The sequence below is a fragment of the Brevibacillus sp. WF146 genome (genome assembly GCF_001673705.2).
Lineage (GTDB): Bacteria > Bacillota > Bacilli > Brevibacillales > Brevibacillaceae > Brevibacillus > Brevibacillus thermoruber.
Window position 1 is genome coordinate 2,217,658 of the sequence record NZ_CP109943.1, and the last position, 22,350, is coordinate 2,240,007.

General features: G+C 59.0%; 17 protein-coding genes. All 17 read left to right on the forward strand.

Annotation, left to right across the window (positions count from 1 at the left end):
- The first annotated feature begins 144 nt into the window (after nucleotides 1-144).
- The 17 genes from pnp (at nucleotide 145) to A6764_RS11095 (ending at nucleotide 22,129) form a co-directional block, all read left to right on the forward strand.
- A complete protein-coding gene (gene pnp / locus A6764_RS11015) occupies nucleotides 145-2,280 on the forward strand; it encodes a polyribonucleotide nucleotidyltransferase (RefSeq protein WP_065066513.1) in 2,136 nt (711 codons plus the stop codon).
- Between the two features lie 265 nt (nucleotides 2,281-2,545).
- Nucleotides 2,546-2,986 carry an Lrp/AsnC family transcriptional regulator gene (locus A6764_RS11020; protein WP_044898046.1) on the forward strand — a complete coding sequence of 147 codons (441 nt, stop codon included), beginning with the start codon at nucleotides 2,546-2,548 and terminating at the stop codon, nucleotides 2,984-2,986.
- Between the two features lie 120 nt (nucleotides 2,987-3,106).
- On the forward strand, nucleotides 3,107-4,741 hold the full coding sequence (locus A6764_RS11025; RefSeq protein ID WP_065066512.1) for a peptide ABC transporter substrate-binding protein: 1,635 nt from the start codon (nucleotides 3,107-3,109) through the stop codon (nucleotides 4,739-4,741).
- 66 nt (nucleotides 4,742-4,807) lie between these two features.
- On the forward strand, nucleotides 4,808-6,619 hold the full coding sequence (locus tag A6764_RS11030) for a S9 family peptidase (RefSeq protein WP_065066511.1): 1,812 nt from the start codon (nucleotides 4,808-4,810) through the stop codon (nucleotides 6,617-6,619).
- A gap of 24 nt (nucleotides 6,620-6,643) precedes the next feature.
- Nucleotides 6,644-8,683 (forward strand): S9 family peptidase, encoded by a 2,040-nt coding sequence (locus A6764_RS11035; RefSeq protein WP_065066523.1) that lies wholly within the window; start codon nucleotides 6,644-6,646, stop codon nucleotides 8,681-8,683.
- A 133-nt stretch (nucleotides 8,684-8,816) separates the two neighbouring features.
- Entirely contained in the window at nucleotides 8,817-9,785 is a 969-nt protein-coding gene (locus A6764_RS11040) for a polysaccharide deacetylase family protein (RefSeq protein WP_065066510.1), read from the forward strand.
- Between the two features lie 118 nt (nucleotides 9,786-9,903).
- Nucleotides 9,904-11,157, forward strand: a complete 1,254-nt coding sequence (locus tag A6764_RS11045) for a M16 family metallopeptidase (protein WP_029099006.1) — start codon at nucleotides 9,904-9,906, stop codon at nucleotides 11,155-11,157.
- A 131-nt stretch (nucleotides 11,158-11,288) separates the two neighbouring features.
- Nucleotides 11,289-11,549, forward strand: coding sequence for a YlmC/YmxH family sporulation protein (locus A6764_RS11050; RefSeq protein WP_029099007.1), 261 nt, complete (start codon nucleotides 11,289-11,291; stop codon nucleotides 11,547-11,549).
- Between the two features lie 136 nt (nucleotides 11,550-11,685).
- Nucleotides 11,686-12,588, forward strand: coding sequence for a dipicolinate synthase subunit DpsA (gene dpsA / locus A6764_RS11055; RefSeq protein WP_029099008.1), 903 nt, complete (start codon nucleotides 11,686-11,688; stop codon nucleotides 12,586-12,588).
- Nucleotides 12,581-13,180, forward strand: a complete 600-nt coding sequence (locus A6764_RS11060) for a dipicolinate synthase subunit B (RefSeq protein ID WP_044898032.1) — start codon at nucleotides 12,581-12,583, stop codon at nucleotides 13,178-13,180. The genes dpsA and A6764_RS11060 overlap by 8 nt, the downstream gene beginning before the upstream one ends.
- A 32-nt stretch (nucleotides 13,181-13,212) precedes the next feature.
- A complete protein-coding gene (locus tag A6764_RS11065; RefSeq protein ID WP_029099010.1) occupies nucleotides 13,213-14,253 on the forward strand; it encodes an aspartate-semialdehyde dehydrogenase in 1,041 nt (346 codons plus the stop codon).
- Between the two features lie 11 nt (nucleotides 14,254-14,264).
- Nucleotides 14,265-15,491, forward strand: coding sequence for an aspartate kinase (gene dapG / locus A6764_RS11070; RefSeq protein WP_029099011.1), 1,227 nt, complete (start codon nucleotides 14,265-14,267; stop codon nucleotides 15,489-15,491).
- A gap of 52 nt (nucleotides 15,492-15,543) precedes the next feature.
- Nucleotides 15,544-16,410: a 4-hydroxy-tetrahydrodipicolinate synthase gene (dapA, locus tag A6764_RS11075; protein ID WP_065066522.1), complete on the forward strand. Its 867-nt coding sequence runs from the start codon at nucleotides 15,544-15,546 to the stop codon at nucleotides 16,408-16,410.
- 200 nt (nucleotides 16,411-16,610) lie between these two features.
- Nucleotides 16,611-18,287 (forward strand): ribonuclease J, encoded by a 1,677-nt coding sequence (locus tag A6764_RS11080; RefSeq protein WP_044898034.1) that lies wholly within the window; start codon nucleotides 16,611-16,613, stop codon nucleotides 18,285-18,287.
- A 314-nt stretch (nucleotides 18,288-18,601) separates the two neighbouring features.
- Nucleotides 18,602-19,414, forward strand: a complete 813-nt coding sequence (locus tag A6764_RS11085) for a ClpP family protease (protein ID WP_065066509.1) — start codon at nucleotides 18,602-18,604, stop codon at nucleotides 19,412-19,414.
- Nucleotides 19,411-19,641, forward strand: a complete 231-nt coding sequence (locus tag A6764_RS11090; RefSeq protein ID WP_029099015.1) for a YlzJ-like family protein — start codon at nucleotides 19,411-19,413, stop codon at nucleotides 19,639-19,641. The genes A6764_RS11085 and A6764_RS11090 overlap by 4 nt, the downstream gene beginning before the upstream one ends.
- 106 nt (nucleotides 19,642-19,747) lie before the next feature.
- Complete coding sequence (locus tag A6764_RS11095) at nucleotides 19,748-22,129, forward strand: FtsK/SpoIIIE family DNA translocase (protein ID WP_197058213.1); 2,382 nt, start codon at nucleotides 19,748-19,750, stop codon at nucleotides 22,127-22,129.
- The last annotated feature ends 221 nt before the right edge of the window (nucleotides 22,130-22,350 follow it).

Genomic DNA, 22,350 nt, shown 5'->3' on the forward strand with positions numbered 1-22,350 from the left:
GCGGGCTCAGGCAGAAATCAATTCTTTTCTCCTTGCATCTGCCACAGCGTGCCATTTAATTTTCAAACAGGCAGGAAATAATACATATAGGTAGAAAAAAGATTGTGTACGTGTACTAAGTCGTGAAGGAGGACTGCTAGCAACATGGAGCAACAATACCGTACATACGACTTTGACCTGGCAGGCCGCAAACTGACGCTGGAATTCGGCAAGATGGCCAAGCAGGCGCAAGGTTCGGTTCTGGTTCGGTACGGCGATACGGCGATTCTCTCCGCCGTGACGGTGTCCAAGGAAGCAAAGCCGATCGACTTTTTCCCGCTGACCGTCAACTACGAGGAGCGGCTGTACGCGGTCGGGAAAATTCCGGGAGGCTTTATCAAGCGGGAGGGACGTCCCAGCGAAAAGGCGATTTTGGCCAGCCGCCTGATTGACCGTCCGATCCGTCCGCTGTTTCCCGAGGGGTTCCGCAACGAAGTCCAGGTGGTAAACACGGTGCTGTCCGTCGACCAGGACTGCTCGCCGGAGATCGCCGCCATGATCGGTACGTCGGCTGCGCTGTGCGTCTCGGAAATTCCCTTTAACGGCCCCATTGCCGGCGTGATCGTCGGGCGCGTCGACGGCCAGTTCGTGATCAACCCGACCGTCGAACAGATGGAAAAGAGCGACATTCACCTGGTCGTGGCCGGAACGCGCGACGCCATCAACATGGTGGAGGCGGGAGCCGACCAGGTGCCGGAAGAAGTGATGCTGGAAGCGATCATGACCGGCCACGAGGTCATCAAGGAACTGGTCAAATTCCAGGATCAGATCGTCGCCGAGATCGGCAAGGAAAAAATGGAAGTCGTGCTGCATGAAGTGGACCCGGTAATCGACCAGGCCGTCCGCAGCTATGCTGAAGCCCGGTTGAAGGAAGCGATCCGCATCGAGGAGAAGCAGGCGCGCTACGACGCTATCGACGCGATCAAGGAGGAAACGCGTCAGCATTTCGCCGAGCTCAATCCGGAGACGTATCCGGAACAGGAATCGATGATCAACGAGGTGCTGCACAACATCGTCAAGGAAGAAGTGCGCCGCCTGATCACGGAGGAGAAAATCCGGCCGGACGGACGGGCTCTCAACGAAATCCGCCCGCTGTCCAGCGAAGTGGGCCTGCTGGCGCGCACGCACGGTTCCGGGCTGTTCACGCGGGGCCAAACGCAAGCCCTCAGCGTATGCACGCTCGGCGCGCTGGGTGATGTGCAGATTCTGGACGGCTTGGGTCTGGAAGAGTCCAAACGCTTCATGCACCACTACAACTTCCCGCCGTACAGCGTAGGGGAAGCGCGGCCGCTGCGGGCACCGGGACGCCGCGAAATCGGACACGGGGCGCTTGGCGAGAGGGCCATCGAACCGATCATCCCGTCCGAGAGCGAGTTCCCGTATACCATCCGGCTTGTCTCCGAGGTCATCGAATCAAACGGTTCCACCTCCCAGGCGTCCATTTGCGCCAGCGTACTGGCTCTGATGGATGCGGGCGTGCCGATCAAGGCGCCGGTTGCCGGTATCGCGATGGGGCTGATCATGGGCAAGGACGGCAAGACCTTCTCCATCCTGACCGACATCCAGGGCATGGAAGACCACCTTGGCGACATGGACTTCAAAGTGGCCGGCACCGAAAAAGGGGTTACCGCCATCCAGATGGACATCAAGATTTCCGGCATCAACCGGGAGATCCTGCAGCAGGCGCTGGAACAGGCGCGCGAAGGACGGCTCGTGATCCTGAAGCACATGATGGAGACGATCTCCGCACCGCGGCCGCAGCTTTCTCCGTACGCGCCGAAAATTATTACGATGCAGATCAATCCGGACAAGATCCGCGAGGTGATCGGTCCCCAAGGACGCGTCATCAACAAGATCATCGACGAAACGGGCGTCAAAATCGACATCGAACAAGACGGCCGCATCTACATCGCCTCGGTTGACCAGGAAGCCAACCTGCGCGCGAAACAGATCATCGAGGACCTGGTGCGCGAGGTAACCGTTGGCCAGACCTATCTGGGCACCGTGAAGCGCGTGGAAAAATACGGGGCGTTCATCGAACTCTTCGCCGGCAAGGAAGGGCTCTGCCACATCTCCCAACTGGCGGAAGAGCGGGTCGCCAAAACCGAAGATGTCGTCTCCATCGGCGACAAGGTGCTCGTCAAGGTTACGGAAATTGACGATCAGGGCCGGATCAACCTGTCCCGCAAGGCCGTGCTGAAGGAACAGGCGGCACAGCGCGCGGCGGCCAAAGCAGAATAACTTTCAAGCAAAAGGCTTCGTCACTCGAAGGTATCTTCGCGTACGGAAGCTTTTTCTTTTTCTCCGTCCCTCCAACAGGGGGCGGAATTTGTCGACATAAAATTGTTGTACAACTCGCAATATTCATTTATTCTGTCAGCATATTACCGAATCCGGTACTGAAATCACCATCAACTACTCATTCGCGTTTTGCCGGACGAAGCGAATACCGGAAACGGTAGCAACCAGATGTTTGCAGATAGGGGCGTGCAGAGTGGTGAGCCACATGCTTGACGAACTGGACCTGGGGATCATCCAACTGCTGTCGAGAGACGGTCGAATGCCGTTCTCCGAGATGGCGGGACAGTTGGGCGTCACGGAAAAAACCGTTCGCGCGAGGTACAACAATTTGAAGGAAAACGACATGATAAGCGTCGTGGGCGTGGTCAATCCCATCTCCCTCGGGCTCAAGATCGGAGCCATCATCCAACTGCGGGTGGAGCACCGGCATCTGCAAAACGTGATGGAACAGATCAGCCGATGTCGAGAAGTCCGCTACGTCACGCTGACGTCCGGGGACTACCAACTGCTGATTCAGGTGCATGTGCGCCATCACGAAGAGCTGACTGATTTTGTCAAACACAAGTTGGGCAGCATCGAGGAGATTGCCAAGGTCAACCTGATCGTTCAACTGGAGGTGTACAAGAACACGTTCTCCTACATGTAAAGGGGACAAGCACTGCGGCGTCTCGGCCGTCCGCGCGCGAAAGCCGCGGATGGCGGGGAAGGTCGGATTCCGGTTATCCATGCAAACCGGTCAACTCGTAGGGAGAGGGGAGAGATACCCATGAAAAAGCTCGCGACACTCGGCCTGGCGCTCGTCCTCGCGCTGCCGGCGCTGTCAGGATGCACGGGAGGGGGCTCCGGAGCCGCGGATCTGGCACAGGCGAACAAGTCCGGCGAAGGGAACCAACAGGAAATCGTCTTCAACGCCAAGTCCGAACCGCCCGACCTGAATCCGCTGAAGTCGACGGACACCACGTCGTTCTGGATCATCGACCAGTTGTTTGAGGGATTGTACTGGACGAACCAAAACGGTGAGCCGGTATTGGCGGCCGCGAAAGACGTACAAATAACGGAGAATGGGAAACGGTACACGTTTACCCTGCGCGACGAGGCCAAATGGTCGAACGGCGACCCGGTCACGGCGGAAGACTTTGTCTATTCGTTCCTGACGCATCTCGACCCTGCGTTCGGTTCCACGACCGCCTTCCAGCTTTACTACATAAAAGGGGCGGAAGCGTTTAACAAGGGAACGGGCAAAGCGGAGGAGGTAGGAGTCAAGGCGCTGGATGACAAGACGCTGCAGATCGATCTGGTGGCGCCGATCAGCTATTTCCCGAAACTGTTGGCGACCCGTTACTACGCGCCGATCAACAAAAAAGTGGCGGAGGCCAACCCGAACTGGGCCGGAGATGCCAAGACGTACGTGTCCAACGGCGCCTATGCCTTGACCGAGTGGAATCACGATTCCTCCGTCACGATTGAGAAAAACGAACACTACTGGAACAAGGCCGACGTCAGCATGCCCAAGGTGAGCTGGAAAATGGTGAACGAAGCCACCACGTACTATCAAATGTACAAGAGCGGCGAGCTGGATGTGATTCAGGACCTGCCGACCGAGGTGATCGAAAAGGAAAAGAACAATCCGGATTTCGTCAACAAGCCCAATTTTGGGACGTACATGTACATGTTTAACGTCGAACAGCCGCCGTTTACCAACAAAAAGATCCGCAAGGCGTTTGCCATGGCGCTGGACCGCAAGCTGATCACCGAGAGCGTGAGCATGGGCGGGGAAACGCCGGCGTATGCGATGGTGCCCGATGGAGTGGTCACCGCGACGGGAAGCGACTTCCGCAAAGAAAAGCCCGCATATTTTGCGTACGATCCGCAGGAAGCGAAGCGCTTGCTGGAAGAAGGGATGAAAGAAGAGGGATGGACGTCCTTCCCGGAGACGACGCTGATGTACAATACGGCCGAAAATCACAAGAAGATCGCCCAAGCGGTACAGGAAATGATCAGCAAGAACCTGGGCGTCGAACTGAAGCTGCAGAACCAGGAGTGGAAGGTATACCTCGACACGACCAAGCAAAAGAACTACCAGATGGCGCGGATGGGCTGGCTGCCCGCTGTCGTGGACCCGTCGTTCAGCCTGGATTATTACCTGGGAGACAGCCCCAACAACCGGACGGGCTGGGTCAACACAGAGTACGACAGCTTGATGGCCGCGGCCAAGGTCGAACAGGACCCGCAAAAGCGAAACGACTTGCTGCACAGCGCGGAAGACATTCTGATGGACGAGATGCCGTTCATCCCGGTCTACTTTTACATGCAGAATTACCTCGTGAAACCGGATATCCACGGACTCTATTTCCCGCCGAACGGGTATCCGATCGCGCGGTGGGCGACCCGCGGGCAGTGAAGCGCGGGCGAAAACGGCGGCCACGCCCCCAGCCTTGCCAATATCGGAGCGAAAGGAGCAGAGGCCATGGAGCCAACGGAAAAGCTGCTCGCCTTTTTGCGGGTGGACTCCGCGTATCAGCCGCAGGCCGTCCCCGGGCGGCGGTCGTTTACCTTCCTCTCCAAACGGACGGGAATTCCCCAACTGTGGACGTGGACGGAAGCGGGCGCGGACATGGCGATCAACCTGCCCGACCGGGTGATGGAGGTGAGCCACTCGCCATCCGGCACCTATACAGTGGTCGGCATGGACTGCAGGGGGAACGAAAAACAGCAGTTGTACCTTCTGAACAACGACGACGCTTCCGTCGAAGAGCTGGCCGTTTCGCCGGATCATTTTCACTGCGTGGGCGGCTGGTCGCCGTGCGGAAAACGGGTGGCCTGGTCCAGCAACCGGCGTGATCCGGGCTGCTTCGACCTCTTTGTGCAGGACGTGGAGACGAAGAACATCGAGCGGGTCTACACGTGCGACGGGCGATTGGAGCCGATCAGCTGGCACCCGGATGGCGACAACCTGCTGGTCAGCCTGCAGGAGACCAACATTGACAACCGCCTGTACCTGATCGACCTGAAGCGGCAGACGGCACGCCGTCTGTGCGGGGATGATCGGCCGGCGCGGTATCGGTCGGCCCGGCTTGCAAAAGACGGGCGGGGCGGGTGGCTCGTGACCGATCAGGGGAGGAACACGATGGCGCTGTGCCGCTTCTCACTGGCGGACGGCGCGATGGAGACGCTCGTCCACGTTCCCCGCTGGGACATCGTGGAGGCAATGCCGTCCGTCGACGAACAGCATCTGGCGTTCACGGTGAACGAAGGGGGGATCTTCGCCCTGTGCCTGTACAGCGTGACGGAGAAGTCGTTTCAGCGGGTGGAGGGGCTCCCCGCAGGCGTGGTCGATTCCCTCTCCTGGCTTGATCCAGACACACTGATCTTTTGTCTCAAAAGTCCCACGCTCCCCGGCGACGTGTGGCGTTACACCGTTTCGCGGCAGGAACTGTGCAGGCTGACCTTTTTCGGAAGAGCGGAGCAGATCGAGCATTTGTGGAAAGAACCGAAGATTCGCACCTATCGCTCGTTTGACGGTCTGGACGTGCCGTATTTCTTTTACGGAGACGAAGCCGATTCCCGCGGGCGGCCGGTCGTCGTCTACGTCCACGGCGGGCCGGAGAGCCAGATTCGCGCCGAGTTTCATCCGGTTTTTCAGTATCTCGCCAGTAAAGGCTTTATCGTCGTGGCCCCCAATGTCCGCGGGAGCATGGGGTATGGCAGGGAATACGTCCAACTGGACGACGGCCGCAAGCGAATGGATGCGGTCGCGGACCTGGCCTGGCTGGTCAGGGATCTCGCCGCCCTCCCCGCCGTCGATCCGACCAGGATCGGCATCATGGGGCGCAGTTACGGCGGATTTATGGTGCTGGCCGCCTTGACCCGCTATCCCGACTTGTGGGCCGCGGGCGTCGATATCGTCGGCATCTCGGACTTCCGCAGCTTCCTTGCCAACACCGGACCATGGCGCCGGAAGCTGCGCGAGGCCGAGTACGGCAGCCTGAGCGATCACGCCGATTTCTTCGCGGAGATCGCGCCGCTGCGCCACGCTCACAAGATACGGGTGCCGCTCCTCGTCTTTCACGGCCGAAACGACACCCGCGTGCCCGTGAGCGAGGCGGAGCAGTTGGTCGCGGACATGAAGAGCCGTCAACAGCACGTGGAACTGGTCGTATTTGAGGACGAGGGACATCAGACGGAAAAGCTGGAAAACCACATGACGATGAATCGGCGCATCGCGCAGTTCTTTGGCCAGCACCTGCGACAAGCATGGATTAACGCAAAGGAAGGGTGATTTCCCGTGAGGAAAAACCGCGGCATGACAGCGGAAGATTTGTACCGGATCGCGTTTCTCGAAGATCCGCAGCTCTCGCCGGACGGAACCAAGGTTGCCTATGTGGTCAAAAGCATCGACGAATCGCGGCAGTACCGGTCCCATCTGTTCGTCCAGGGGATCGAGCAGGACGCGCCCGTCCAGTGGACGTACGGCAGCGTGCTTGACACCGCGCCGCGCTGGTCGCCGGACGGCAGGTCGCTGGCGTTTGTCTCCAACCGGAGCGGCCAGCCGCAAATCTGGTTATTGTCCGCGGAAGGCGGGGAACCGAGGCAGTTGACAACCTGCAGGCACGGGGCGAGACAGCCGGTCTGGTCGCCGGACGGGACGCGCATCCTGTTTTCCACGCGCCTGTCCGTCGACGAGCGGGCGGACGAAGAGGCTCCGCCTTCAACCGATCGGGAGGCGTCCGCTTCGGCGGGTGACGACCGCCGCGTCAAGAGGCCGATGGTCATCGATCGCCTCAAATACAAATCGGATGAGAGCGGATTTTTCGACGGGAAATACCGCCACCTGGCCGTCCTTGACCTGATTACCGGAGAAGTCCGCCAAATAACGGAGGGCCCCTATGATCACGACGGCGGCGCCTGGTCTCCGGATGGAACCATGATCGCGTTTACGGCCAATCGTACCGACGATCCCGACCGGACGCTGATCGCGGACGTGTACGTCGTCTCCATCCGAACGGACGAGTGGCGCAGGCTGACGAACGGCACCGGGGTGTTTTCCGTGCCGAGCTGGTCACCCGACGGCAGCCGGATCGCCTGTATCGGACATGAAAAGGAGTACGCCGGCGCCACGCTGAAGAGAATCTGGACGATTGATCTCGTCTCCGGCGGCATGACCTGCGTCACCCGGGACTGGGATGTTCACGTGGGCGACGTCGCGATCGGCGACATGCGGTCCGACCACGCAGACCGCCCCGTCCTGTGGACGCCGGACGGCACAGGGGTGTACTTCCTCGCCAGCGACCGGGGCAGCACCGGCGTGTACCATGCCGGTCTGGACGGCAGCGTGTCGCCAGTCGCGGGAGGGGAGCGGCACGTCTATGCCGTCACCATGGATCGGGAGCGGAAGACGGCTGTTCTCGCCGCAAGCGATCCGCTGAATCCGGGCGATCTGTACCGGCTCAGCCTGACAACCGGCGTCGAACGACGTCTGACCCGGGTCAATCAGGCGCTGCTCGACGAGGTCGTCCTGTCCCGCCCCGAACCGCTCGCCTTTGAGGCGGAAGACGGGTGGCAGATTCACGGCTGGATCATGAAGCCGGTCGGCTGGCGGGAGGGGGAAACGTATCCGCTCATCCTGGAAATTCACGGCGGCCCCCACATGATGTACGGGTATACGTTTTTCCACGAAATGCAGATGCTGGCATCCCGCGGCTATGCCGTCCTGTTTACCAATCCGCGCGGCAGCCACGGCTACGGCCAGCGGTTTGTCGACGCCTGCCGCGGCGATTACGGCGGCAAAGACTACCGCGACCTGATGAACGCGGTGGACTACGCCGTGAAAACGTTCGCCTTCATTGACGAGAGCCGGATGGGGGTGACCGGGGGCAGCTACGGCGGTTTCATGACGAATTGGATCGTCGGCCAGACCAACCGCTTCCGGGCGGCTGTCACCCAGCGCTCGATTTCCAACTGGCTCAGCTTTTACGGCGTGAGCGACATCGGCTACTTTTTTGCCGCCGACGAGATTGGCGCAAACCTGTACGACAACCCGGACAAGCTCTGGCAGCACTCGCCGCTGCGCCATGCGGCACAGGTGGAGACGCCGCTGCTCATTCTGCACGGGGAGCGGGATTACCGCTGTCCGATCGAACAGGCGGAGCAGTTCTACGCCGCTCTCAAGCACCAAGACAAGGCGCCGGTGAGATTGGTCCGCTTCCCCGACGCGAATCACGAGCTGTCCCGCAGCGGCGATCCGGTGCTGCGGGTGGAGCGGCTGCGCCTCATCGCCGATTGGTTCGACCAGTATGTAAAGGCTGGCGCGGAGGAGAGGAGAAACGAATACGCCAAAGGCTGATGCGTTTCCCGTCCATGTCATGGGCATCCCCTGTTTCAAGGGGATGTTCTTTTTTCGTCTAACTCTTTCCCTCGACTCATACACTGGACAAAGAGAGAGGTTGTACGGTAGGAGAAGGGAGGGGGCAACCCTCATGGGTCAAAAGACGAAACGCTTGTGGTTTGCGGGAGGGGGTGCTGTCCTCCTGTCCTTTGTGCTCAGCTACGGCCCGATCGACCAGTACGTTGACGCGGTCAAGCACCAGACTGTGCAGGTTGCGCTTCCCCTAGGGGAAGACGAGCGGCTGCGCGCCCTGATCGATCAGTGGAAACAGGGACGGGAAGAGGCACCGGTCAATGCCCGGATCGACTCCATCTGGAAAGCGATTCCCGGTTACAACGGGCGCGTCGTGGACATCGAGGCGTCCCTGGCCAACATGAAGCTGTCACGCACGCCGGGGCCGGAGTCGCTGGTATACAAGGAGATCCCTCCGGCGGTCTCGCTGGAACAGTTGGGCGCGCACCCGGTTTATCGGGGGAACGAAAAAAAGCCGGCCATTTCCTTTATGATCAACGTCGCCTGGGGCAACGAGTATCTCGATACGATCCTGGACACGCTGGACAAACACGGCGTGAAGACCACGTTTTTCCTGGATGGCTCGTGGGTCAAACGCTACCCGGAATGGGCGAAAAAGATTGCCGCCCGCGGCCATGAGATCGGCAACCACGCATATTCCCACCCCGACATGAGCCGGCTGGGCCGGGAGCGGATCCGCCAGGAAATCGGCCGCACGCAGGAGGTGATCCGCCATACACTGGGGGTAACACCCGTGTTGTTTGCCCCTCCCTCCGGCGCGTTCAATCAAGCGGTCGTCGACATCGCCCGCCACGACTTTCAGATGACGACCATACTCTGGACGGCCGACACGATTGACTGGCAAAAGCCGTCGGCTGACGTGCTGATTCGGCGGATCGAGCCCAAAATGGGCAACGGGGTACTGGTCCTGATGCATCCGACCGCGCCCACGGCGGCAGGGCTGGATGCGTTGATCCGGATGGCCAAGCAAAAGGGGCTGGTTCCCGCCACCGTTTCCGAGGTGATTTCCAGCCGGCGCCTGCCCTGAAAGTGCAGGACGATGCGATCATTTATTGTGGAGTCAAGGGAATTTTGCTATAGTTAGACGTGTTTACAAGAAAGTCCCGAAGCGGATAGAGACAGATAGACAACCGAGGAGGATTTCTGTGATACAACGGCATACATGTGAAAACGGTCTGCGGATCGTGACGGAGAAGATTCCTTCCGTGCGTTCCGTTGCACTGGGCATCTGGGTGGGGACCGGTTCCAAATACGAGACAAAACAGGACAACGGGATTTCCCATTTTCTGGAGCACATGTTTTTCAAGGGGACCACATCCCGCTCCGCGAAGGAAATTGCCGAAACATTTGACGAGATTGGCGGCAATGTGAATGCCTTCACCTCCAAGGAGTACACCTGCTACTACGCGCGGGTGCTGGACCAGCATGCCCCGATTGCGCTTGACGTTCTGGCGGACATGTACTTTCACTCCGTATTTGACGAGGAGGAGTTGGAGAAGGAAAAAAACGTGGTGATCGAAGAGATCAGCATGTACGAGGATACCCCGGACGATCTGGTGCACGATCTGATCGCCCGCGCCAGCTTCGCCGACCATCCGCTGGGGTCTTCCATTCTCGGCACGGAAGAGGTGCTGCGGGCGCTCAAGCGGGACGATTTGATCAACTACATTGAACGGCGCTACCTGCCGGCCAATACTGTGGTGACGGTGGCGGGCAATTTTGACGAATCCCTGATCGAAGAAATCAAACGGCGCTTCTCCGCGTTTCAGCGCCAGGCCCCTGCGTTTGACGTGGCCCAGCCGGTCTTTGCGGCCAACGCGATTGCCCAGCACAAGGCCACGGAGCAGGCGCACCTCTGCATTTCGCTGCCCGGCTATCCGGTCGGACACGAGGAGATCTACTCGCTGATTCTGCTCAACAACGTGCTCGGCGGCAGCATGAGTTCCCGGCTGTTCCAGGAAATCCGCGAAGAACGCGGGCTCGCCTACTCCGTCTACTCGTACCACTCTTCGTACAAAGAGACGGGAACCTTCACGATCTACACCGGGACGGCGCCGGAGCAGGTCGGGCAAGTCTTTGACATCGTCGCCCACGTTCTGCGGGACGTTGCCGAGAACGGCATTACCGACAAGGAACTGAACAAGGGCAAGGAGCAGTTGAAGGGAAGCCTGATGCTCAGCCTGGAAAGCACCAACAGCCGCATGAGCCGGCTGGGCAAAAACGAGCTGCTGCTGGGGCGCCACCTGAGCCTGGACGAGATCCTCGCCAAGATCGACCGCGTCTCCCACGAGTCGGTCCACGCTGTGGCACGCGAGCTGTTCCGCTCCAAACTGGCGCTGGCGATGGTCAGCCCGCTGGACGGGTTCCCGGCCAATGTGAAAAGCGATATTCTCCTGTAAGAAGGGCAGACGAAAAATCCGGCATAGGCCGGATTTTTTCGTATAAGCATGGTGATGACGGGCTGTTGCCCAAACACGGGAAAGATCCGCCAGTGAAGGCGCGCGGCGGTTCGAACAAAGGGGGAAACGGCATGCGTTTGAGCGAGTTGGGCGGCAAGGAGATCATCGGACTGGACAACGGGGAACGGATGGGCGTGATCGGCGACGCGGATCTGGAGATCAATACGGAGACGGGACAGATCCGTTCGATCATCATCCCGGGAGGCAGCTTTTTCGGCTTGGGGAAACGGCGCGAGGACATCGTGATCCCCTGGGAGGCGATTGTCAAAATCGGTCCCGACATGGTGATCATCCACGTGGACAAGAGGGAGCCGCAAGCCTCCGAAAAGTAGGGGCGGGTGTCACCGAACCCATAAACGGCGAATAGGATGGGGGTAGACCGCAACGATTTCCGTCATCTTTTTCACACGGAAAAACCTTTGCGTTTCGAATCGATTGCAGTAAAATGTGTGGAAAGGGGAACGCAGCATGCTAACGGGCATACATGTTGCCTTTATCGGCGGCGACGCCCGCCAGTTGGAAGTCATCAAGCGGTGCATACAACTGGATGCCAGCGTCACGTTGATTGGCTTTGACAACCTGGAAAGCATCTTCACCGGGGCAACGAAGAGACCATTAACATGCGATGTGTTGCGAGACGTGGACGCCCTCATCCTTCCCGTGGTCGGTACTGATGACGACGGCTACGTGGAGAGCATCTTCTGCTCCAAGCCGCTGCAGCTTTTGGAGGAGCACGCAGCCAGCCTGCAAAAGCACTGCGTCGTGTACACCGGCATGGCGAAGCCCTATCTGAGGAATCTGTTGGCTGCCCAGCAGATTTCACTGGTGGAACTCTTAGATCGTGATGACGTCGCCATCTACAACTCCATCCCGACGGTGGAGGGAGCGTTGATGATGGCGATTCAACATACGGACATTACGATTCACGGGTCACAGGCCATTGTACTCGGACTGGGGCGGACAGGCATGTCCATGGCGCGGGCTCTGCATGCGCTGGGAGCCCGCGTGAAGGTGGGGGCAAGGCGTCAGGAACACTTGGCGCGCATTTTTGAAATGGGGCTTACCCCCTTTCATTTCAGCGAATTGAAGCAGCAGGTGAGCAATGCCGATTATATTTTCAACACCGTTCCACAGCTCGTCCTCACAGCGGAAGTGATTGCCCAGATGCCGCAAACGGCGTTTATCCTGGACCTGGCGTCGAAGCCGGGGGGCACTGATTTTCGCTATGCCGAAAGACGAGGCATCAAGGCGCTTCTCGCTCCCGGATTGCCTGGAATCGTCGCACCGAAAACCGCCGGAAAGATCATGGCCCAAACGCTGTCTCGTCTGATTGCGGAGCAAACGATCACCAGGGGGAGTCATCATGAGTAAACTGCAGGGAAAGACCATTGGTTTCGGTTTGTCCGGTTCCCACTGCACGTTTGACGAGACGATGCCGCAGATCAAACGGCTGGTGGACGCAGGCGCGAGAGTCGTCCCGATTGTCACGCAGACGATCCTGACGACGGACACGCGCTTCGGCACTTCGGAAAGCTGGCAGCGCAAGCTTGTGGAAATTACGGGGGAAACGCTGATCACCTCGATTCCGGAGGCGGAGCCGCTGGGGCCGTCGAAGCTGCTGGACGTGATGGTGATCGCCCCCTGCACGGGAAGCACGACCAGCCGTCTGGCCAACGCGATCACCGACAGCCCGGTGTTGATGGCAGCCAAGGCGACGATGCGCAACTTGCGGCCGGTCGTCATCGCCATTTCCACCAATGACGGCCTCGGCTTGAACGCAGCCAACATCGCCAAGCTGCTTGCGGCCAAAAACATTTACTTTGTTCCGTTTGGACAGGATGCGCCGGACAAAAAGCCCAATTCGCTTGTCGCCCGCATGGATTTGATCTTGGAGACGTGTGAAGCTGCTTTGGAAGGCCGACAGTTGCAACCCTTGTTAATAGAAAGATACAACTATTCGTAATAGCTGAAATGCGATTTGGAGGAGAGTAAAAGATGGCGAACCAACTGACCTACAACGTCGCTGTGGTCGGCGCGACCGGCGCAGTCGGGCAGCAGATGATCAAGATTCTCGAAGAGCGCGATTTTCCGGTCAAGCAGCTGAAGCTGCTCGCTTCCGGACGTTCCGCCGGCAAGACCGTCCCCTTCAAGGGACAGGAAATCGTCGTGGAAGAGGCGACGCCGGACAGCTTTGCCGGAGTGGATTTTGCCTTGTTCAGCGCCGGTGGGGCGGTCAGCAAGGAGCTGGCTCATCACGCCGTGCGTCACGGTGCCGTGGTGATTGACAACACCAGCGCGTTCCGGATGGACCCGGACGTCCCCCTCGTCGTGCCGGAAGTGAACATGGAGGCCGCGCTCAAGCACAAGGGGATCATTGCCAATCCGAACTGCTCGACGATTCAGATGGTAGCCGCTTTGAAACCCTTGTATGATCGGTATGGAATAGATCGCATCATCGTCTCCACGTATCAGGCTGTATCCGGTGCGGGGGCGTCCGCCATTCAGGAGCTGTTGACGCAGACCCGCGACGTTCTGGACGGCAAGCAGCCGGAGTGCAAGGTGCTGCCTGTCGGCAAGCTGCCGGTGCATCACCCGATCGCCTTTAACGCCATTCCGCAGATCGACGTGTTCACGGACAACGGCTTCACGTACGAAGAGATGAAAATGGTCAACGAGACCAAGAAGATTCTCGGTGACGACAGCGTACAGGTTTCCGCCACGTGCGTGCGCATCCCGGTCGTCTACGGCCACAGCGAAGCCGTCTACGTGGAGCTGAAACAGGACTACGACCTGGTCGAAGTGAAGTCTCTCTTGGAACAGGCGCCTGGCGTCGTGCTGGTTGATCAGCCGGAAGAGCAGCGTTATCCGCTGGCGACGGATGCGGCCGGCAAGCTGGACGTGTTTGTCGGTCGGGTAAGACGCGACCTGCATCATCCCCGCGGACTGCACATGTGGATCGTTTCCGACAACTTGCTCAAAGGTGCGGCTTGGAATACGGTACAAATCGCTGAAGAACTCATCAAAGCACGAGCATAGGGGAGAGGTTTGTGAAAATTCTCGTCCAGAAGTTCGGCGGTTCTTCCCTGACGACGGAAGAGTGCCGAATGAGGGCCATTACGCATATGGAACGAGCGCTCGACGAAGGCTATGCCCTCGTCGTCGTCGTGTCTGCGATGGGCCGCAAAGGCGACCCGTATGCGACCGACACGCTCCTGCAGTTGATTCGCAACAACGGCAACCGTCTGCCCAGCAGGGAGACGGACCTGCTCATGCACACCGGAGAAATCATCTCCGCCACCGTGATGTGCAGCATGTTGAACGCCCGCGGCATCAAGTCCACCATCCTGACGGGCGGGCAGGCAAACATCGTCACGACCGACGAGTTTACCAACGCCCAGATCGAATCGATCGATCCGGGCCGCATCCTCAAGGAACTGGAAGCGGGGTACGTGGTCATCGTCCCCGGTTTTCAGGGGCGCACGGCCGATTGGGAGATCACCACGCTGGGACGGGGCGGCAGCGACACGACGGCGACTGCGCTCGGTGTCGCCCTCCGCGCCGAAAGGGTGGACATTTTTACGGACGTGAACGGCATCATGACGGCTGATCCGCGCATTGTCGAGGAAGCGCAGCCGCTCAGCACGGTGACGTATACGGAAATTTGCAACATGGCCCACCTGGGGGCAAAAGTGATCCATCCCCGCGCGGTGGAGATCGCGATGCAGGCCAACGTGCCGATTCGGGTGCGCTCCACGTTTTCAGACGACCCCGGCACGCTGGTGACCACCATGCTGGAAATTGACAAGATGGGTTATACTGTACACGACCGTCTGGTGATGGGCATCGCGCACGTGCCGAACATCACGCAGATCAAGGTGGCGAACAAGGACGGAACGTACGACACCCAACTGCAGGTGTTCAAGGCGATGGCCCATCACAACATCAGCGTGGACTTTATCAACGTGAATCCGCTGGGCGTGGCGTACACCGTCCACGACGAGATGAGCGAAAAAGCTGCGCGGATTTTGAACGACATGGGATACGAACCGCAGATTTTGCCGCACTGCGCCAAAGTCTCCGTCATCGGGGCGGGAATTGCCGGCGTTCCCGGTGTAATGGCGCAGATTGTGGAGGCGCTGACGCAGGAAGACATCCAGATCTTGCAGTCGGCCGACTCGCATACGACCATCTGGGTACTGGTGCACGAAACGGACATGGTGCGGGCGGTTCGCGCCCTGCACAAACAGTTCAAGCTGCACATCGGACACATGTAGCACCATTTGCCGCACGGCAGATGGGGGAACAATCGAGGAGGAGTTGGAGGACGTGGCACGTTTTGGCCGACTGGTTACCGCCATGGTGACCCCGTTTACGGAACAATTGCAAATCGACTACGAGAAAACGGAACGACTGATTGACCATCTGCTGTCGACCGGTACGGAAGCGCTGGTGGTCAGCGGGACGACCGGTGAATCGCCGACCCTGACCCGTTCCGAAAAACTGGACTTGTTCCGGCATGTCGTGGCGTACGCGAAAGGAAAATGCCACATCATCGCCGGGACGGGGAGCAACGATACGGCCGCCAGCATCGAATTCACGCAGGAAGTGGAAAAGATCGGCGTGGACGCCGTGATGCTGGTGGCACCTTACTACAGCCGTCCGTCGCAGGAAGGCTTGTACCGGCACTTCAAGGCGCTGGCTGAAGCTACCAACCTGCCGGTGATGCTGTACAACGTGCCCGGCCGCACCGGCGTCAACATGGCCGCCGAAACCACCGTGCGGTTGGCGCAGCTTCCCAATGTGGTGTGCATCAAGGAAGCGTCCGGCAACCTGTCGCAAATCGCCCGGATTGTCGAGGAGGCGCCCGAGGGATTTGAACTGTACAGCGGGGATGACGCGCTGACGCTGCCGATTCTGTCCGTAGGCGGCGTCGGTGTGGTCAGCGTGGCCAGCCACGTCGTGGGCAGCGAGATGGTGGAGATGATGGCGGCCTTCTTCGGAGGCGACAACGCCAAGGCGGCGGCCCTTCACCGCAAGCTGCTGCCCGTGTTCGAAGGGCTGTTCAAATACCCGAGCCCAGGTCCGACGAAGGCGGCACTGGAGAAGCTGGGCGTGCCGGTGGGCGGCGTTCGCCTGCCGCTGGTGGAGCTCAACGACGAGGAAAAAGCGTTTGTGCATTCGCTGCTGCAATAAACTGGCGGCTGCAGCCAAAAAGCTGTCCCGAAGGCGGAGAAAGCGCCGGACGGGCAGCTTTTTTTGCGTCGTGACACGGGTACAATCTTTTGGTTCTTTTTTCTTGTGTTCCGCTTTTGCGTTCGGTTATAATGATACTAAGTGATTTGGGGCGGTTTTTTTGAGTGTAATGGACAACTAAATATAGGAGGTTACACGTTTTGGCAAAATCGAAACACTCTGTTCTCATTTTCGCCCTGGGCGGAGTTGGCGAAATTGGGAAGAACATGTACGTGGTGCAGTGCGATGACGACATCGTGGTCATCGACGCCGGATTAAAATTCCCGGAAGAGGAAATGCTGGGAATTGACATGGTCATTCCGGACATCACGTACCTGGAGGAACATCGTGACAAGGTTCGCGGCATCATTATCACGCACGGACACGAAGATCACATCGGCGGTCTCAGCTATGTGCTCAAACACCTCAATGTGCCCGTTTACGCCACTAAACTTACTCTGGGCCTGATTGAAGCCAAGCTGAAGGAAGCGGGTATCTTGGCGGATACCAAGCGGGTTTTGATCAACAGCGACTCGGAGATTGTTCTCGGCAAGATGAAAGCGACGTTTTTCCGCGTCAACCACAGCATCCCGGACAGCGTCGGGGTTTGCCTGGAGACGCCGGAAGGGTACATCGTGCACACCGGGGACTTCAAGTTTGACCAGACGCCGGTCAACAATCAACAGGCGGATCTGGCAAAGATGGCGATGATCGGCGACCGGGGAGTCCTGTGTCTCTTGTCTGACAGTACCAATGCCGAACGGCCGGGATTTACCGGTTCGGAACGTGCAGTCGGCATGGCGATCAAGGATGTCTTTAGCAAGGCGAGGGGACGCATCATCGTGTCCACCTTTGCGTCCAACGTCCACCGCATTCAGCAGGTGGTGGATGCGGCGCTTCAGTTCAACCGCAAGATTACGGTTGTCGGCCGGAGCATGCAAAACGTCATCAACATCAGCATGGACCTGGGTTACCTGAATGTGCCCGAGGGCTTGTTTGTCGAGACGGATGAAGTAAACAAGCTTCCAGCCGAACAAGTTGTCATTCTCTCCACTGGAAGTCAAGGGGAGCCGATGTCCGCGCTCACCCGGATGGCCCGATCCGCCCATCGGAAAATTGACATCCTTCCAGGGGATACGGTCGTGATTGCCGCGACGCCCATCCCGGGCAACGAAAAATACGTGGCGCGCACGATCGACCAGTTGTACCGCATTGGCGCAGAGGTGATTTACGGCGGTCACGGACCCAGCGGCACCGTCCACGTTTCCGGTCACGGCAGCCAGGAAGAACTGCGGCTGATGCTCAACCTGATGAAACCCAAGTACTTTATCCCCATTCACGGCGAATACCGCATGCTGCGGATGCACGGCATTCTGGCGGAACAAGTGGGCGTTCCGCGGGAGAACATCTTCCTGCTGGACAACGGCGACACGGTGGAGATCTCCGGCGGCAAAGCCCGATACGGTCCGAAAGTACACGCCGGCAACGTGCTGATTGACGGTCTCGGCGTCGGCGACGTCGGCAATATCGTACTGAGAGACCGCAAACTGCTCTCTCAAGATGGCATTCTGGTAGTTGTCGTTACACTCAGCAAACAAAATGGCACGATCCTGTCTGGTCCTGACATCATCTCCCGCGGATTCGTCTATGTGCGTGAATCCGAAGAACTGCTGGACGAGGCGAATCGCATAGTGACCCAAACACTTGTCAAATGCATGGAAGAAAACGTGAACGAGTGGTCTTCCCTGAAAAACAACGTCAAAGAAGCACTGGGGCGCTTCCTGTACGATCAGACGCGCCGCCGTCCGATGATTCTGCCCATCATCATGGAAGTGTAATGCTGCACGTCGAGAAATATTCATGGAACCCTTGATTGATCAAGGGTTCCTTTTGTTTTTGTTGCCCGACAACGAGGGCTTTGACACCATTTTGACAACCGTTCGTACGAAAAAGTCCAGGAAAAATCAAAGGTCCCGTGTTACCACGTATCCTGACCATCCGGCCGTTCATTCAATGGGGTACATGTACAGTCCCGACAGGCCAAAACCGCCGTCATACGTTTGTTTGCCTGCCTTTTCTGCCGCATTTCCAGAAGTGTATCATTTTCCCTCGCTCAATCCATACTAACGGAGGAAAGCGAGGAGGATGGTTCATGCCAAACCGACGAATAACCGATTACCTGAACCGACCGCCTTTTTCGGGAAGTCAGGACGTCCCCCAGCCGACACCGGCGGAGCAGCCGCAGCCGGCTACGGCGCCTCCGGCGGAAGCGCCGGGAACCGAGGATCAGAAAAAGAAGGTGCTCGATTCGATTACCCAGCTCGGGCAAACCAATGTCCCGCAGTTGGAGAGCAACATCTACTGCTTGACGATTATCGGGCAGGTGGAGGGGCATATCCAACTGCCGCCGCAAAACAAGACCACCAAGTATGAGCACATCATTCCGCAGCTGGTGGCGGCCGAGCAAAACAGCAAGGTGGAAGGAGTGCTGGTGATCCTCAACACCGTGGGCGGCGATGTGGAAGCAGGACTGGCGATCGCGGAGATGGTCTCATCCCTCTCCAAACCCGTCGTCACCCTGGTGCTGGGCGGCGGACACAGCATCGGCGTGCCGATTGCCGTCGCGGGCGACTACTCGTTTATCGCCGAAACCGCGACGATGACGATTCACCCCATCCGCCTGACCGGATTGGTGATCGGCGTGCCGCAAACGTTCGAATACCTGGATAAAATGCAGGACCGGGTGGTCAGTTTTATCGCCCGCCACTCCAAGATTTCGGAAGAGAAGTTTCGCGAGCTGATGCTGCGCACCGGCGAGCTGACCCGCGACATCGGGACCAACGTGATCGGCGCCGATGCGGTCAAATACGGGCTGATTGACGAAGTGGGCGGATTGGGCAAAGCGCTGAAAAAACTGAATGAGCTGATTGAAAAGGCGCGCAGCGGAGAGAAGGTGCTGCAGTGATTTTCTACTCGGTCGTTCCGATGGAAGTGGTGTTCGCCAACATGGAGCAGGTGGAAAAGCGGGAACTGCGCGAACTGCCGCTGGGCGAGGCCACCATGGTAGTAGAACCGACAGGGCCCTACGAGGGCCGGATCGTGCGGCTGATCAGCCCCAACCCCCAGGATTACCTCAATCCGCGCCTGGCTCCCGGCGAGACGGTTCGCTTTCGCCCCGATTGGCACGCCTAAGAAGTCCTGTATTTCTATGAATTTCCTGTGTTATACTAGACATGAACGAACAGCAGCCGAACAGCGGACGGCTGCCTTTTTATGCAGGACAAAAGGAGGCGTGCCATTGAGTAGAAAAGAGAGAAGACAGTCACAAGCGGCATGGGCCTCGGTCGTCAAAGTGGAGCTGTTGGGCCTGGTCGTGATCGTGCTCAGCCTGATCGGCCTGTTGGAGAGCGGCTGGCTCGGGAAAAATGTGCTTGCCTTTTTGTTCCGGTTCGTGGCGGGCTCGTGGGACTTTGTCATCCCGCTGCTTCTGATCGGAATGGCCATCCACATGATGTTTACCCGCAAACCGCCGCGGCTCACCTACCGGGTGCTGGGCATCCTGTTTATCTTCTTGGCGATTTTGACGTGGGACCATCTGATGCTGTACAAGCAGGTTACGGCAGACGGCAAATTCGCCGAACAGAGCATCGTCCGCGTCACGTGGGACCGGCTGTGGCTGGACCACAGCCAGAAGGTGTCCACCACCGGCGTCGGCGGCGGCATGGCTGGAGCGCTCTTTTTTGTCCTGTGCAACAGCCTGGTGGGATTGACCGGGACCGGCCTGATCATCGCCCTGCTGTTTTTGGCCGGCATCATGTTCCTGTTTAACCTTTCGTACGTGGACATCGTGATCTTCATGCGCAACAAGACGGCGCAGCTATACGGCAAGTTGAAGGACTCGGTGAAAGATTCGGTCCAGCTTTTGCAGGAAGAAAGCGAGAAGCGCAAGCAGGAGAAGGAAAAGCGGAAGGCCCGCGAAGAGCGGAGCGCCAAAGAGGCGGGGGCCGCTGCCCGGCAGGACGGAGCAGCCGATCCTGCGGCGGAGGCTGCCGATTCCCCGGAGGCGGCGGGACCGTCGGCGGACGGAGAGGAAGCGCTGCCCGTCGCCCCGCTGATCCGCGACTTCACCGAGCGGGTGGCGAGCGAACACGAACAGGAATCCCCCGAATCGGCGGCGCCGCCTGTCCGTCCGCAAGCGGCGCGGGAGATTACGTTCTCGCTGGAAGGCGACGAAGAGATTTTCGGCACGCTGGAAAACGCGGAGGTGCAGCCGGCTGTCCCCTATGTGCTTCCCAACTTGCAGATGTTGGCCCGGCCCAAAGGCTATACGCCGGGCAAGGACGTGGACCACACGTCCAACGCGGCCAAGCTGGTGCAGACGCTGAAAAGCTTCGGCGTCAGCGCGATCGTTTCGGAAGTGCACCGGGGACCGGCCGTTACCCGCTACGAAGTGCAGCCCGCGACCGGCGTGAAAGTGAGCCGGATCGTCAGCCTGACCGACGATTTGGCGCTGGCGCTGGCGGCCAAGGATATTCGCATCGAGGCGCCGATTCCGGGCAAGTCGGCGATCGGCATCGAGGTGCCCAATGCCGAAGTGGCGGTGGTTTCGCTTCGCGAGGTGCTGGAATCGCCGCAGTACCAGGAGGCGCCCGGCAAGCTGACGGTGGCGCTCGGCCGGGACATCTCGGGCGAGCCGATCGTGGCCGACCTGGCGAAAATGCCCCACCTGCTGGTGGCAGGCGCGACCGGCAGCGGCAAATCGGTCTGCATCAACGGATTGATCATGAGCATCCTGTTCCGGGCGAAGCCGGATGAAGTGAAGCTGATGATGGTTGATCCGAAGATGGTCGAGCTGAATGTGTACAACGGGATTCCCCACCTGCTCGCACCGGTGGTGACCGACCCCCGCCGCGCGTCCGTCGCGCTGAAGAAAGTGGTTGCGGAGATGGAGCGGCGCTACAATCTGTTCGCCAAAACGGGCAGCCGCAACATCGAGATGTACAACCAGCAGGCGGAGGGAAGCCCGCTGCCGTACATCGTGGTCATCGTCGACGAGCTGGCGGACCTGATGATGGTGGCGCCGGGAGAAGTGGAAGACGCCATCTGCCGCCTGGCTCAGATGGCCCGTGCGGCCGGCATTCACCTGATTATCGCCACGCAGCGTCCGTCCGTGGACGTCATCACCGGCGTGATCAAGGCGAACATCCCGTCGCGGATTGCCTTTGGCGTTTCGTCCATGGCCGACTCCCGCACCATCCTGGACATGGGCGGGGCGGAAAAACTACTCGGCCGCGGGGACATGCTCTACCTGCCGATGGGGGCTTCCAAGCCGATTCGCGTGCAGGGGGCGTTCGTCTCCGACAAGGAAGTGGAGGACGTCGTCCGCTTTGTCAAGGAACAGCAGGAAGTCCGCTACCAGGAAGAGATGATCCCGGACGAGGTGGCGGACGAGCAGCAGGCCGTTGTGGACGACGAGCTGTACGATCAGGCTGTGCAGATTGTCGTCGAGGCGCAGACCGCATCCGCATCCCTGCTGCAGCGCAGGCTTCGGATCGGCTATACGCGGGCGGCCCGGCTGATCGACATGATGGAAGCGCAGGGGGTCGTCGGCCCGTATGAGGGCAGCAAGCCCCGCGAAGTGCGCATACCGCGTCCGGCCCAGGAGAGCAGCATCTCCTGAGCCGGGCGTTTCTTTTTCATCTGCCGGATTGGAGCTTAGGATGAGCGGTCGTTCAGTCGCTGCCTGAAAACGCAAAAACTGGCAGGAGACTTCTGAAAATTTATATTGCATGATACCTGCCCCTACGGTACAATTTTTACGGGATTCAAGGAAATTGTTGTTATCGTTGCGTGTGAATCAGAGGTCTGACGTCCTACCTGTTGGGATGGCTGAAGGGTAAG